The sequence below is a fragment of the Cloacibacterium normanense genome (assembly GCF_003860565.1).
Taxonomy (GTDB): Bacteria; Bacteroidota; Bacteroidia; order Flavobacteriales; family Weeksellaceae; genus Cloacibacterium; species Cloacibacterium normanense.
On the sequence record NZ_CP034157.1, the window covers coordinates 2,135,539 to 2,150,299 of the forward strand.

At 31.9% G+C, this 14,761-nt stretch carries 12 protein-coding genes; 11 read left to right on the top strand and 1 reads right to left on the bottom strand.

Going from position 1 to position 14,761, the window contains the following annotated elements; translation table 11 throughout:
• Positions 1-109: 109 nt before the first annotated feature.
• The 11 genes from EB819_RS09760 to uvrC all read left to right on the top strand — a co-directional run bounded on the left by EB819_RS09760 (position 110) and on the right by uvrC (position 14,065).
• On the top strand, positions 110-2,494 hold the full coding sequence (locus EB819_RS09760; protein ID WP_069800541.1) for a M1 family metallopeptidase: 2,385 nt from the start codon (positions 110-112) through the stop codon (positions 2,492-2,494).
• Positions 2,495-2,680: 186 nt separating this feature from the next.
• On the top strand, positions 2,681-2,959 hold the full coding sequence (locus EB819_RS09765; RefSeq protein WP_069800539.1) for a co-chaperone GroES: 279 nt from the start codon (positions 2,681-2,683) through the stop codon (positions 2,957-2,959).
• A 73-nt stretch (positions 2,960-3,032) separates the two neighbouring features.
• Positions 3,033-4,661, top strand: coding sequence for a chaperonin GroEL (gene groL / locus EB819_RS09770; RefSeq protein ID WP_069800537.1), 1,629 nt, complete (start codon positions 3,033-3,035; stop codon positions 4,659-4,661).
• 151 nt (positions 4,662-4,812) lie between these two features.
• The gene (locus EB819_RS09775) at positions 4,813-5,346 is read left to right on the top strand and encodes a hypothetical protein (protein WP_069800535.1); all 534 of its coding nucleotides are present in this window, start codon (positions 4,813-4,815) and stop codon (positions 5,344-5,346) included.
• A complete protein-coding gene (locus EB819_RS09780; protein ID WP_069800533.1) occupies positions 5,347-6,183 on the top strand; it encodes an LpoB-related protein in 837 nt (278 codons plus the stop codon). It abuts the gene before it with no gap.
• 1 nt (position 6,184) lies between these two features.
• Positions 6,185-6,583: a hypothetical protein gene (locus EB819_RS09785; RefSeq protein WP_124878748.1), complete on the top strand. Its 399-nt coding sequence runs from the start codon at positions 6,185-6,187 to the stop codon at positions 6,581-6,583.
• A 115-nt stretch (positions 6,584-6,698) separates the two neighbouring features.
• On the top strand, positions 6,699-7,478 hold the full coding sequence (locus tag EB819_RS09790; protein WP_245993134.1) for a DUF6175 family protein: 780 nt from the start codon (positions 6,699-6,701) through the stop codon (positions 7,476-7,478).
• A 5-nt stretch (positions 7,479-7,483) separates the two neighbouring features.
• Entirely contained in the window at positions 7,484-8,422 is a 939-nt protein-coding gene (locus EB819_RS09795) for a hypothetical protein (protein ID WP_069800527.1), read from the top strand.
• Between the two features lie 81 nt (positions 8,423-8,503).
• Positions 8,504-11,644, top strand: a complete 3,141-nt coding sequence (locus EB819_RS09800) for a UvrD-helicase domain-containing protein (RefSeq protein WP_069800800.1) — start codon at positions 8,504-8,506, stop codon at positions 11,642-11,644.
• Positions 11,645-11,664: 20 nt separating this feature from the next.
• A complete protein-coding gene (locus EB819_RS09805; RefSeq protein ID WP_069800525.1) occupies positions 11,665-12,183 on the top strand; it encodes a TonB-dependent receptor plug domain-containing protein in 519 nt (172 codons plus the stop codon).
• Between the two features lie 91 nt (positions 12,184-12,274).
• Positions 12,275-14,065, top strand: coding sequence for an excinuclease ABC subunit UvrC (gene uvrC / locus EB819_RS09810; protein WP_069800523.1), 1,791 nt, complete (start codon positions 12,275-12,277; stop codon positions 14,063-14,065).
• A 2-nt stretch (positions 14,066-14,067) separates the two neighbouring features.
• Here the strand turns inward: uvrC and EB819_RS09815 are convergent, their stop codons facing one another.
• Complete coding sequence (locus EB819_RS09815) at positions 14,068-14,754, bottom strand: hypothetical protein (RefSeq protein WP_074650842.1); 687 nt, start codon at positions 14,752-14,754, stop codon at positions 14,068-14,070.
• Positions 14,755-14,761 lie beyond the last annotated feature (7 nt).

The following is a 14,761-nucleotide window of genomic DNA, read 5'->3' on the forward strand; positions in this document are numbered from 1 at the left end:
ATTTTATCTGCATAAAACTACGTTAACAGTTATTTTTTGTAAAAAAACACGCTCAGTTGTAACAAATTTTTATATTTGTTGACAAATCGATAAAAATTAAAAATTTACAATGAAAAAAGTTCTAAGTATTTTTGTTTTTCTTTACGCTTTCGTAAGTACTTCCGCCCAAAATCACCAGAATAATCCTGGGAGCAATCATGGGAATAAATTCGAGCAATTAGGAACCATTTTACCTACGCCAAACAGTTACAGAACTGCTTCTGGAGCACCTGGTCATGAATATTGGCAACAACGTGCTGATTATGAAATCAATGCATATCTAGACGAGGAAAAACTTAACTTAAAAGGCTCAGAAACAATTACTTATTACAACAACTCACCAGACGAATTAGAATATCTTTGGTTACAATTAGATGAGAATGACACCAGCAACACTAAAGATGCTGGTTATCAATCTTCTTCTACTCTAGCTAAACAAATTTCATCTGATAGATTAAAAGCTACTGAATTACCCGTAAAAGATAATGGTTTCGGGATTAATTTAGAAAAAGTAACAGATGCGAATGGTAATGCGCTTTCTTATGTGGTTAATAAAACCATGATGAGAATAGATTTACCTAAAAAATTAAAAAAAGGGGAAACTTTTAAATTTAAAATCGATTGGAATTATAACATTCCAGATAGAATGAAGCAAGGAGGAAGAGGCGGTTATGAATTCTTCCCAGAAGATGGCAACCACCTTTTTACCATGACACAATGGTATCCTAGACTTTGTGTATATTCGGACAATCAAGGTTGGCAAAATCACCAATTTACAGGTCGTGGAGAATTCACCCTTACTTTTGGAAATTTCAAAGTAAAAATGAATGTTCCTGCTGATCATATTGTAGCTTCTACAGGTTCTGGAAAAAATTTCTCAGAAGTTTTAACCGCTGAACAATTTGCAAGATGGCAAAAAGCGCAAAATACTAAAGAACCAATAGAAATCGTTACACTAGATGAAGCTAAAAAAGCAGAAAAATCTAAATCAAAAAACAGAAAAACTTGGACTTTCGAAGCAGAAAATGTAAGAGATTTCGCTTGGACTTCTTCTAGAAAATTTATTTGGGACGCAATGCCTCAATTGATTGAAGAAAATAATAATAAAGTAATGTGTATGAGTCTTTATCCTAAAGAAGCATACAATTTATACAGAAAATATTCTACTAAAGCAGTAGCTCATACGATTAAAACATATTCAGAATTCACGATTCCATATCCATATCCAGTAGCTCAATCTATAGAAGCATCAAACGGTATGGAATATCCTATGATTTGTTTCAACTACGGTAGAACAGAAAAAGACGGAACCTATTCAGAAGGAATTAAAAACGGAATGATTGGAGTAATCATCCACGAAGTAGGACATAATTTTTTCCCAATGATTATCAATTCAGACGAAAGACAATGGTCTTGGATGGATGAAGGTCTTAATACTTTTGTAGAATATCTTACCGAAGAACTTTGGGATAATAAATTCCCTTCAAGAAGAGGACCAGCTCACACCATTGTGAACTACATGAAATTGCCAAAAGACCAATTAGAGCCTATCATGACCAACTCTGAAAACATTATTCATTTCGGTCCGAATGCTTACGCAAAACCTGCAACTGGTCTTAATATTTTGAGAGAAACCATCATGGGAAGAGAACTTTTTGACAAAGCTTTCAAGACATATTCTAAAAGATGGGCGTTCAGACATCCAGAACCTGCAGATTTATTCAGAACGATGGAAGATGCGTCTGGAGAAGATTTAGATTGGTTCTGGAGAGGATGGTTCTACAGCACAGATGCAGTAGATATCGCCATAGACAAAGTTACTGTTGCAACTCCAGATTTTGATGGGAAACCTCAGGCTAGAGATTTTAAATACAAAGTAGACGAACCAGAAGTAAATGACTTCGAAGATATTTCTAAAATCAGAAATAAAGAAGATAAGAAAATTACTTTCAAAACTGATGAAGACCAATCTTTAAGAGATTTCTACTGGAGATACGCAAGAGGTTTAGAAAAAGTAGACACTCAAAAAGAATACACCATAAAAGGTGACGCTCCGAAAAATCTTGACACTAAAGAAAGAGAAAGTCTAAAAAATATCACAGGCTACCAAATTGACTTCTCTAACAAAGGAGGAATGGTAATGCCTCTTATTTTAGAATTCACTTTCGAAGATGGAACTAAATTAAATGACAAAATCCCAGCGCAAATCTGGAGATCAGACGAGAAAAAAGTTTCTAAAACATACTATTTTGACAAAAAATTAAAGTCAATTCAATTAGACCCAATGTTAGAAACTGCCGATATTGACACCACTAATAACCTATGGACCGCTGATAAAGTTACACCAGAAAGCACTTCTAAATTCCAAGTGTTCAAACAGAACCAAGAAAACAGAAGAAGAGGAGCTGCTGCTGGAATGGTAAACCCAATGCAAGCCGCAGGAAAGAAAAATTAAACCTTAAATAATTGATATAACCCTGAAGCCACTCACAAAATTGAGTGGCTTTTTTCTGCCAAAATTTCACTCCAATTTGAGAAAAATCTGCCAAATTATCTCTCAATTTTCAATTTATAATGCAGAATTGCCATTGGCACAAAATTGGAGAATTCCATCACAGAAAATTTAAAAATAATTATACATATGTCAGTAAATTTTAAACCATTAGCAGACAGAGTTTTAGTAGAACCTGTACAAGCAGAAACTAAAACAGCTTCAGGAATCATTATCCCTGATACCGCAAAAGAAAAACCACAAGAAGGAACTGTAGTTGCTGTTGGCAACGGAAAACCAGACGAACCAATGACTGTAAAAGTTGGCGATAGAGTTCTTTACGGTAAATATGCCGGTTCAGAATTAAAACTAGACGGTAAAGATTATTTAATTGTAAGAGAAAGTGATTTATTAGGAATCATTGGCTAATCCAAGAATCAAGAAATTTTAAAAAATTTAAAAATCTAGGCTCTTGTGTCTAGTAACTTAAAATCTAAAAATTATGGCAAAAGAAATTAAATTCGATATTGAATCAAGAGACGCTCTAAAAAGAGGTGTTGATGCATTAGCAAATGCAGTAAAAGTAACTTTAGGTCCTAAAGGAAGAAACGTAGTGATTGAAAAAGCTTTTGGTGCTCCTCACGTAACTAAAGATGGGGTTTCTGTAGCTAAAGAAATTGAGCTAGAAGATAAAGTAGAAAATATGGGTGCTCAAATGGTGAAAGAAGTAGCTTCTAAAACCAATGATATTGCTGGTGACGGAACTACTACTGCTACAGTTTTAGCTCAGGCTATCGTAAGAGAAGGTCTTAAAAACGTAGCTGCTGGTGCTAATCCTATGGATTTAAAAAGAGGAATCGACAAAGCAGTAACTGCTGTTGTAGAAAATCTTAAATCTCAATCTCAATCTGTAGGTGATTCTGCTGAAAAAATCAGACAAGTAGCTTCTATTTCTGCAAATAATGACGATACTATCGGTTCATTAATCGCTGAAGCGTTCTCAAAAGTAGGTAAAGAAGGTGTAATCACTGTAGAAGAAGCAAAAGGTACTGATACTACTGTAGATGTAGTAGAAGGTATGCAATTCGATAGAGGTTACCAATCTCCATATTTCGTAACTAATGCTGAGAAAATGGTGGCTGAATTAGACAATCCTTATATTCTTTTGGTTGAGAAAAAAATCTCTTCAATGAAAGAATTATTACCAGTTCTAGAACCAGTTGCTCAACAAGGAAAATCTCTTTTAATTATTTCTGAAGAAGTAGAAGGCGAAGCTTTAGCAACTTTGGTAGTAAACAAATTAAGAGGTTCTCTTAAAATTGCTGCCGTTAAAGCTCCAGGTTTCGGAGACAGAAGAAAAGCAATGTTAGAAGACATCGCTATCTTAACTGGCGGACAAGTTGTTTCTGAAGAAAGAGGTTTCAATATGGACAATGTTACGATTGAAATGTTAGGTAGAGCAGAAAAAGTAACTATCGATAAAGACAATACAACCATCGTAAACGGAGCTGGTAACGAAGAAGAAATCAAAGGTAGAGTAAACCAAATTAAAGCTCAAATGGAATCTACTACTTCTGATTATGATAAAGAAAAATTGCAAGAAAGATTGGCTAAATTAGCTGGAGGTGTTGCTGTATTGTATGTAGGTGCTGCTTCTGAAGTAGAAATGAAAGAGAAAAAAGACAGAGTTGATGATGCGCTTCACGCAACTAGAGCTGCAGTAGAAGAAGGAATTGTAGCTGGTGGTGGTGTTGCTTTAGTAAGAGCAATTTCTGCACTAGACAACCTTTCTGGAGCTAATCAAGATGAATCTACTGGTATCAAAATCGTGAAAAGAGCCATCGAAGAACCATTGAGACAAATCGTTGCAAATGCAGGTGGTGAAGGTTCTGTAATCGTTGCTAAAGTAGCAGAAGGAAGCGAAGATTTCGGTTATAATGCTAAAACTGATGAATATGTAAATATGCTAGAAGCAGGAATTATAGACCCAACTAAAGTAACCAGAGTTGCTTTAGAAAACGCTGCTTCTGTATCAGGAATGCTATTAACTACAGAATGTGTAATCACAGAAGTACCAAAACCTGAAGGTGCTATGCCACCAATGGGAGGAGGAATGCCAGGAATGATGTAACAGCGTGTCGCTAAAACAATAAATTTTAAAATCCGTTCAAAAAAATTGAACGGATTTTTTTATATAAAATACTATTTATTTTTTATCAAAAATACGGAAAACCGTAATGTGCTTTTTTTTTCCATCTTTATTTTTACAAAAATATTTTACTATGAAAAAATTTATTACATTTTTGAGTATTGTACTTATTGGAGCTAACTTTTTAAATGGACAAACAAAAGAAGAAATAGCACAATCAATAGAAAGAATTGAAAAAATTTCAAAACTTGAATCTCCTAAATCTACTTCTGTAGCATCATTAGATAATTTAACAGTAAATATAGGGGAAGTGGCTTTAGAATCAACTAATATTACTCCTCTTCTGCAAAATTTATATTATAGATCAATTGGTGAGACAAAAGATGGAGTAGCAGATGTAACAATAAAAAAACCTAGTTTAGAAGAATGCAAAGAACTAGCTACAAGAATACTTAAACAAACACAAAAAATACAAGAAATAAGTGCTCTTGTTCCCAATGTTACTAGCGAAACCTCAAGCATTAAAAACCCATTGAAATTACCCAAGATTCTGTCATCTCTAAACTATGCTAAAACGGCAATATCTCTATTAGGAGAAGAGTCTCTTTTCCAAGCTAAAGCTATTAAAAATATAATAGGTACAATATCCTCAGGAAATAATCTATAAATGAAAAAATATTTTATTTTAACTTTTTTACTATTATTAGTACAGTCATTTTTTTCACAACAAGACGAAAGACCTGTTGTAGGTGTTGCTGCATTTACTTGTGATGAAAACCCACGTTTTGTCAAATTAGTTACTGAAAAAGTTGTTGAAATGCTCACTAACACAAAAAGATTCAGGGTCGTTGATAGGACTAGTTCCGATAAAGTAAAAGAGGAATTAGAACTTCAAAAATCAGAAGCTTTTTTAGACAGTAAAAACGTTGTAGAACAAGGCGCAAGTTTAGCTGCAGAAAAAATAATAACTGGTCACATCACGAAAATCCCTGTGTATGCAATAAAAAATTCAGTTGGCGAGATTACTGGATATAAAGCAAGTGTAGCCTTTCAAATGAAAATAGTAGACGTTGCAACTGGCTTGAGTACTGACGCTACAAGTTTTGAAGGAAAAGCAAGTGAATTAATGCTATCAGCAGAAAGTGCTGTACAATACGCAATGAATTCTATTCAGGAAGAAATCAATCAATACTTTAAAATGAATTTCCCTATAAAGGGAAAAATCATAAAAATACTTAACTCTGAAGACACTAAATATATAAAAGTACTTTTGAATATTGGAAAAAATGTTGGACTAAAAATAGGAGACACATTAACTGTAGAATCTATAGAATTAATTGACGGACAAAACTACCCAACAAAAATTGGAACTATTGAAATTGAAAATTTAGCAGGCGAAAGTTTTAGTGAAGCAACTGTTACCAACAAAAAATATTCTCCGATAATTTTATCTAATTTTTCTGAACAAAAGAAGCTAGAATGTACACTAACTATAAAAAAATAAAATGAAATATTATAAACTATTCCTTTTTTGTATTTTCAGTTTTGTGATAAATTGTAAGTCAGCAAACACTATTTCAAACACGCAAATTATTGAATCTACAGAAAATGCTGTCATTATTGATGTAAATGCAAAAAATCCAGAATATATTGCTATTCATCAGTTACTTTTCAGAGGATTTCCAAATAGCAGTCAAACAATCCCATTAATTAATACTTCAGAAACTGAAACTCAAAAAAAATTTCCTGAATATTTCAAAGATTTTTTCCAAGAAAACAGATATAAATCTTTCATTACTTCATCTACTAAAAATTCTAATGGCTCGTATAGAATTATAATTAATTTGAAAGCTATAAGATTAGATTTAGAACAAAACTCAATCATCAGAAAATTCGGTTATTAAAATGACAAATACTAATATTTTTAAGTTTTCATTTATTATATTGTTATTCGCTTTTTTCACTAAAATTGAAGCGCAAACAAATTCTCCTCAAGTGCAAACTGTGCAACCAAAAATTATGGTTATCCCTTATGTAAAAGAAGGTGAAGATTTAAGAACAATTCTTGAAAACGATGTAAACAAAAGAATTGCTTTAACCAAAATAAAAGAAGCTTTTGACTCTCGCGGATTTACAACAGTTGATTTTGTTGCAAAACTAAAATCTGCAAAAGATAATAACATTTTCACTTCAGACAATCAAACAGATGTAAAAGACCAAATAATTCAAATGTCTGGCGCTGATGTTTATGTACAAGCTGAAGTAAACGAAAATCGTTCTGCATCTGGCAATTCTATAAATCTTGTCCTTACAGCTTACGAAGCATCCACAGGAAATTCACTCTCTAATAAAGTAGGTGAAAGTGGAAAATTCTATACTGATGATTTTGCTAAACTCACTACCAAAGCTGCAGAAAGTATTTCGCAAGATTTTTTAAACGTAATGCAAACCAAATTTACAGATATTGTAAACAACGGTAAATCTGTAAATGTTGATATCAGTTTTTCGCAAGCTTCTGCTACAAAAATGTCTTCTGAAATTGCACCAGAAAACCTGCCACTATCTGACCAAATAGAGCTTTGGATGGAAAAAAATGCTTACAAAAACAACTATCACATTCAAGGAACCACAGATTTAAGAATGATTTTTGATGATGTGAAAATTCCACTAAAAGATAGCACTGGCAAAAATTATAACCCAAATAAATTTGCATTAGAAATTTTTAAATTTTTCAGAAGCTTAAATCTACAAGTTGAAAAAGATATTAAAGGCAATACAATTTACATAACTATTAAATAAAGATTATGAAAAAAACAATATCACTTGTTTTCCTATTTGTATCATTTATTTTCTTTGCTCAAAACAAATCAGATATAGGAAAATTGTATTTGGGAATATCTTTTAATGAAGATCAGTTCAATACTTTTGATCAAAGTATTCTAAAAAAAGTTGAAGGAAAACTCATTCAAATTCTAGCAGAAAACGGAATAGCAGCTTCTGGTTATAACAATGGTCTAATAATAGAGCCTAATATTATAATTAATAATAATGAAATTGTAGAAGGTGGCATGCAAAATATTAATGTTACCAAAATCACACTTCAAATTTTAATAAAACAAGACCAGACTCAGAAAATTTTCGCTTCTCTTTCTAAAGATTTAAAAGGAACAGGAAAAACTACAGATATAGCGATTAATAATGCTATTAATTCTTTGTCTTCTAATGATTCTTCAATTTCAAACTTCATTGAAAAAAGTAAATCAAAAATTAATCAATACTATGAACAAAACTGTAGTTCTATTATTAATAGAGCAAGCTCATTAGAAAAAACTGGACAATATGAAGAAGCTTTAGCGCTAATAATGTCGGTTCCAGAAAGTGCCTCTTGCTATAATAATGCTCAAAATAAAGCATTAGAAACATATAAAAATTATCAAAAGAAAAACTGTAATTCTTTTATAAAACAAGCTCAAGCATCAATTGCTGAAAAAAATTATTCTCTTGCTTTAGAAAATCTCACACAAATTGATAGCACATCACCATGCAACACACAAAGCAATGCGTTAATAAAATCAGTTGAAAATAAAATTTCCGCAGAAGAAAAAAAAGATTTAGACATACTTATGAAATTACACAACGATGCAGTTTCATTAGAAAAAACAAGAATAAATGCAATAAAAGATATCGCTGCTGCTTATTATAAGAGTAAAACTTTACCTAGTCACACTATTATTGTGAAATAGAATTGTGTAAATGCACTTAAAATCCGTTCAAAAAAATTGAACGGATTTTTTATTTCCAAAAAATTTCAAGAAATTAGTAAAATGAAACCATACATCGCCATCAATGCTTCTGCCGGTTCTGGCAAAACCTACACTTTGGTACAAAGAGTGTTGATGATTTGCCTTGAAAATTCTTACCAAAAAGACGCTATTCGTCATATTTTGGCATTGACGTTTACCAATAAAGCAGCCAACGAAATGAAGGAAAGAATTCTTTCTTGGCTCAAAGAATTTACCCAAGAAAACTACGCCGAAAACGATAAATTGCTCGGAATTCAACAAAAATTTGAAGAACAAGGCAAGAAAATTACATTAGACGATTTACACCAGCGTTCGCAAAAAGTGTTGGATTATATTTTGCACAACTATTCTACTTTAAACATCGGCACGATTGATAAATTCAATGCAAAATTGGTGAGAAGTTTTTCTTACGAATTGGGTTTGGCGCAGAATTTCAACCTCGAAATTCAGCCAGAACCTTTCTTGATTGAAGCGGTGGATCAAATGCTCAATAAAATTGGCGAAGACGAACAAATTTCCGAAGCTTTTTTGGATTATGTAAATTACAGTCTCGACCAAAACGAGCGTGTAAACATTAATAAAACTTTGTTAGATTCTGCTAAAGAATTTGTAAACGACAAGCATTATCATTGGCTCGAAGAAAATAAAGATTTCGATTGGAAAGCCTACGAAAACACCAAAAATAACATCAGAAAAGAAATTAAAGAACTTAAAGAAATTTCTAAAAAAATTGCCCAAGATTCTTTAGATTTAATTAAAAACAATGGTTTAGAAATCGATGATTTTGCACAGGGAGCGAATGGAATTGGAGGTTTTTTCAAAAAAATAATTGAATTTGCTTCGGGGAAAAGAGATTTTCCTTTTCCTGTAAACGAAGAAAAATTCTTAAATAATGCTGCTAAAGGTGCTTCTGGAAAAGGCAAAAACAAAGAATCTGAAATTTTTGGAATTTTAGAAACTTTAATTGAAAGTCGCAGAAAAATTATTCAAAATTATATTCTCGGAGAGAAAAAAGAGAAAATTTTACGAGCATTATTGCCTTTGAAAGTCAATAAAGAAATTCAAGACCAATTACAACAAATTGAAGATGAAAACGATTTGGTTTTGCTTTCAAAATTCAATGTTTTGATTAATGAAAACCTTCGAAACGAACCTTCTGCATTCATTTATGAAAAAGTGGGAACACAGTTTCAGCATTATTTTTTTGATGAATTTCAAGATACTTCCGCGTTGCAATGGATGAATTTTCTTCCGCTTCGCGACCACAATATCGCTACCGAAAATTCTAGTTTTACGTTAGTTGGCGATCCTAAACAAAGTATTTATAGATTCAGAGGTGGAAATGCAGAAATAATGCTCGACATTATCAATAAAAAAGATTTTTCGCCAATTGAAGTGGAAATTGAGACGCTTCAACAAAACTTTAGAAGTGCCAAAACTATTGTGAAATTCAACAATGAATTGTACCATTTCTACGGAAATTACCTGAATGAAGAACACGCAAAATTATTCGGGAAAGATGCTGAACAAAGCGCTTTTTCTGAAAAAGAAGGCAGAGTGAAAGTACATTTTTTAGAAAACGATTTGAAGGAAATTTATTACCAAGATTGCACCGAAAAAATGCAACAAGACTTGCAAGAGTGCATTAATAATGGTTTTGAGTTTTCAGACATCACCATTCTTTGCCGTGGAAATAATGATATTTTCAATTTTTCTAAATTATTGGGAAACCTAAAAGTGAACTATAAAGGCGAAGAAACGTATATTAAAACCATTTCAGAGAAAGGTTTAACACTTGAACTTTCGGGAACGATTCGAGCTTTGATTCAGTTTTTGTATTGGGAAACTTTCCCTAAAAACAGAAGATTTTTAGTGAAAATGATGTACGAATTAGAAAAATCTGGAAGAATAACAATGCAAGATTTTTCGGTAGAAATGAAAGAAATTTTAGACATTGAAAACAAAAAAGATATTGAAACTTTCATCAAAGAAAAATATGGAGTTGCGCTGAAACAGGAAGATTTTCCGCATCTTAATTTGTACAATTTTATAGAATATTACATCCACGAATTTTCGGTGAAAAATAAAGAAACCGATTTTTTGCTCAATTTTTTAGAATTGCTCTACAATTACACCCAAAATGCTGGTGCAACTTTGAAAGATTTTCTTAATTTTTGGGAGGAAGAAGGCAAAAATACGAGCATTCAAGCTTCGGAAAACATTGATGCCATTCAATTAATGACCATTCACAAAGCGAAAGGTCTGGAATTCCCTATCGTTTTTCTGCCGATGGAAAATGCACATAAAGACTCTAAAATTCAAGATTGGTTTTCTTTGGAAGAAAATACCGCTTTGAAATCGGTAAATATTGGTGGTTTTGACAAAAAATTACAAACCTACGATGACCAAATTTCTGAATTTAACGAAGAAAATGCTTACAAAAATTTCATCGACAGATTGTGTTTGCAATATGTAGCCACAACCAGACCTGTAGAACAGCTTTTTCTTTACGTTCAAAAACCTGGAACAGACAGTAAAACAGGCGTAGAAAAACCATCAAACATTGAAATTTATGATTTCTTGAAATCTAAAAACACAGAAAATTTAGACAGTTTTGATGTCTTTAAAATTGATGAAAATGCTTTGAAAAAACAAAGTAAGAAAGAAGAAAAACAACACGTTTCTCAACAGATTTCTTCTCTCACTCAAAAGCACGAAAAATCTGCCAACATTACGATTGCAACACCTTCTAAAAATTATCAGGAAAGAAACGAAAAAGTAAGAAACGGAATTTTCACGCATGAAATTTTAGCGAAAATCAACGCCAAAAATGATGTAGAAAAAGTTTTGAAATCTTATCTTTTAGAAGGATTAATTACTGAAACTGAAAAATCTGAAATCGCTGAAAGAATTTTTGAAATTATCGAAAAACATCCGAAATATTTTGCTGAAAACCAAGAAATTTTAAGCGAAAGAGAATTGATGATTGAAGGAAAAACTTACAGACCAGATAGAATGGTGAAAATAGATGACGCTTGGTTTATAATTGATTTTAAAACCGGAAATCCGTCAGAAAAACACCAAAAACAAATTGATTTATACCAATCTGCAATGGAAAATCTCGGCAGAAAAATCGGTGGAGCCGAATTGATTTATTTGTAACTTTATAAAAAATTAATACCATGAAAAAATTATTATTTTTCCTTGCTTTGTCTTTTGCTCAAATGAGTTTTGCTCAAGAAAATAACCTTGAAAAAATTATTTCTAACAACTCTCAGAATGTAAAAATACGGGATAACAATAACTTCCAAAATGTACTTTATGTAATTGACGGAATGCCAACTTTTTCTGATTGCTCTGCTATTAATGTTCAAAACATTGAAAGTATTAATGTTATAAAAGGAGAAAGAGCAACGGGATTATATGGTTATAGAGCAAAAAATGGAGTTTTAATCTTTACAACTAAACCAAATACTCAATTTCTAAATTTTAGAAATATTGTTAAAGAATTTAAAATTTCAAAAGCAGACCAATTCTTGCCAATTGTGCTCAACAAACATTTTGTAGATGAAAAAGATTATCTCCTTTTGGATAAATCTGCCATCATTTCTGTGAAAATTTTAGAAGAACAACCATTTGTAGAACCTGTTCTTTTGCCAAGAGGAAAAGCGATTTATATTGAAGCAATGGAAACAAAATAGTAGAGAAAAAATAATTAAGATGGTTGTATGAAACGTTAAAATCTCGAAACTCGTATCGCCAACCTCAAATCTTTTTCACTATTTTTGTTCAATGAATTCTAACCTCGAACTTCAACTCAAAACACTTCCTTCAGAACCCGGAGTTTACCGTTATTACGATAAAAACGGACAACTTTTGTATGTAGGGAAAGCCAAAAATTTGAAGAAAAGAGTGCTTTCTTATTTCAATAAAAATCAAAACGGTTACAGAACCAGAATTATGGTTTCTAAAATCGTACGATTAGAAACGACCGTTGTAAACTCTGAATATGACGCGCTTTTATTAGAAAATAATCTGATAAAAGAACATCAGCCATTTTACAATGTCATGTTGAAAGACGACAAAACCTACCCGTGGATTTGTATTAAAAACGAAAATTTCCCACGTGTTTTTTTGACCAGAACCATCATTAAAGATGGAAGTGAATATTACGGACCTTACGCCAAAGTTCGTCCTGCTAAAATCTTATTGGAAACGATTAAAAATTTGTATAAAATTCGTTCTTGCAGTCTTGATTTGGCTCCCCAAAAAATTGAAGATGGAAAATATAAAGTTTGCTTAGAATATCACATCAAAAATTGCAAAGGTCCTTGTGAAGGCTTAGAAAGTCTGGAAAGTTATGATGAAAAAATAGACGCCATCCGTGGAATTATCAAAGGAGATTTCCGAAAAGCAAGGAAATATTTAGAAGACGAAATGTTTCGTTTTGCTGCCAATTTAGAGTTTGAAGCAGCACAAAATGTAAAAGAAAGATTAGATATTTTAGAAGATTACCAGGCGAGAAATACGGTTGTAAATCCAAATATAGATGATGTAGATGTTTTCGGAATGACGAGTGATGAAACCGCAGCTTATGTGAATTTCTTTAAAATCAGAAACGGAAATATTGTGCAAAGTTTCACTACAGAAATCAAAAAAATGCTGGAGGAAACCGATGAAGAAATTTTGGAAGAAGCACTCATAGAAATCCGACAAAAATTTGCTTCGGAATCCAAAGAAATTTTGCTTCCTTTTCATTTGAATATAGAAATTCCGAATATAAAACTCATCGTTCCAAAAGTGGGTGATAAGAAACGAATTGTAGAACTTTCTGAAAAAAACGCCAAAGAATACAGACTCGAAAAACTGAAACAAGTTCAAATTGTAGATCCAGAAAGACACACCAACAGAATTATGGCAGAAATGCAAAAACTGCTCAGAATGCCAGTAGAACCTAGACATATTGAAGGATTTGACAATTCTAATATTCAAGGAAGTAATCCTGTTTCGGCTTGTGTCGTTTTCAAAGATGGAAAACCTAGTAAATCTGATTACAGAATTTTCCACGTAAAAACAGTGGAAGGTCCAAATGATTTTGCCACGATGGAAGAAGTGATTTACAGACGTTACAAGAGAATGCTCGATGAAGGTGAAAATCTCCCACAATTGATTTTGATTGACGGTGGAAAAGGTCAACTTTCTTCTGCGGTGAAAAGCTTGAAATTACTGGGATTGTACGGAAAAATTACGATTGTGGGAATTGCAAAACGTTTGGAGGAAATTTTCTTTCCAGAAGATCCAATTCCGTTGTATTTGGATAAAAAATCTGAAACTTTGAAAATTCTGCAAAGAGTAAGAGACGAGGCGCACCGTTTTGGTGTTAAACATCACAGAACTCGCAGAACCAACAATACCATAAAATCTGAGTTGGAAGAAATCCCTGGAGTGGGCGAAAAAACCATAGAATTGCTTCTGAAAAAACTAAAATCTGTAAAACGGGTAAAAGAAGCCAACCTAGAAACTTTGGAAGAAATTCTTGGGAAACAGAAAGGGAAAGTAGTTTGGGAGTTTTTTAATTCTTAAACTTACTTTTTAATTTCTCTAAACACTTCATTAAAACTAGCATCAATTCTATAAAAAAAATCTTTTAAAAAGTCTTTTTTTGCCTTTTCTGGATTTAATAGTTTTTTTGTTTTTGTGTCAAAAACGAATTCGTCATACTTTTTAAAATTTTGTGTAATTGAAAGAGATTCATCTCTTTTTAAAATTGGATAGTTTAACCTGTTAGATTTGACCGTGTAATATAATATCTTTAAATTATTAAAAAAATAAAGTTGTTTTTTTATGCCTCCACTTGTGATTATTCCAAAATCAAAATTTTGTTTATATAATGTTCGATTAGGCTGAATGGAATATTTTGGATCATTAACTGAAAATAAAAGAATGAGTCCATCGATTCCGTTATCTAAACAAAATTTTTTAAGTTTTTCCTCAATCTCTTTATTCCAATTTAAGTGAACCCCATTATAACCATTTATTATTGAAAAATCAAAATTTTCTATTTTTTCAAATTGAATATTTTTATTCATAAAAATTGAATCAATATGAGGCTTAATGTCATAATTCAAATCTTCTACAACTTTTGTGTTTTCACCAATAACTAAAGAAGCATGTGCGTGTTGTAAATTAGACTTAAACTTTTCAACAATACCTATTTTTTGTGCGTTTAATGATATATTAAAAAGTAATAGGATAATAATATATTTTTTCATAAAAATA

What these genes read in the sequence shown, in the direction of transcription:
- EB819_RS09760 (WP_069800541.1), top strand. Translation starts at nt 110, where the DNA reads ATGAAAAAAGTTCTAAGTATTTTTGTTTTTCTTTACGCTTTCGTAAGT.
- EB819_RS09765 (WP_069800539.1), top strand. Translation starts at nt 2,681, where the DNA reads ATGTCAGTAAATTTTAAACCATTAGCAGACAGAGTTTTAGTAGAACCT.
- groL (WP_069800537.1), top strand. Translation starts at nt 3,033, where the DNA reads ATGGCAAAAGAAATTAAATTCGATATTGAATCAAGAGACGCTCTAAAA.
- EB819_RS09775 (WP_069800535.1), top strand. Translation starts at nt 4,813, where the DNA reads ATGAAAAAATTTATTACATTTTTGAGTATTGTACTTATTGGAGCTAAC.
- EB819_RS09780 (WP_069800533.1), top strand. Translation starts at nt 5,347, where the DNA reads ATGAAAAAATATTTTATTTTAACTTTTTTACTATTATTAGTACAGTCA.
- EB819_RS09785 (WP_124878748.1), top strand. Translation starts at nt 6,185, where the DNA reads ATGAAATATTATAAACTATTCCTTTTTTGTATTTTCAGTTTTGTGATA.
- EB819_RS09790 (WP_245993134.1), top strand. Translation starts at nt 6,699, where the DNA reads ATGGTTATCCCTTATGTAAAAGAAGGTGAAGATTTAAGAACAATTCTT.
- EB819_RS09795 (WP_069800527.1), top strand. Translation starts at nt 7,484, where the DNA reads ATGAAAAAAACAATATCACTTGTTTTCCTATTTGTATCATTTATTTTC.
- EB819_RS09800 (WP_069800800.1), top strand. Translation starts at nt 8,504, where the DNA reads ATGAAACCATACATCGCCATCAATGCTTCTGCCGGTTCTGGCAAAACC.
- EB819_RS09805 (WP_069800525.1), top strand. Translation starts at nt 11,665, where the DNA reads ATGAAAAAATTATTATTTTTCCTTGCTTTGTCTTTTGCTCAAATGAGT.
- uvrC (WP_069800523.1), top strand. Translation starts at nt 12,275, where the DNA reads ATGAATTCTAACCTCGAACTTCAACTCAAAACACTTCCTTCAGAACCC.
- EB819_RS09815 (WP_074650842.1), bottom strand. Translation starts at nt 14,754, where the DNA reads ATGAAAAAATATATTATTATCCTATTACTTTTTAATATATCATTAAAC.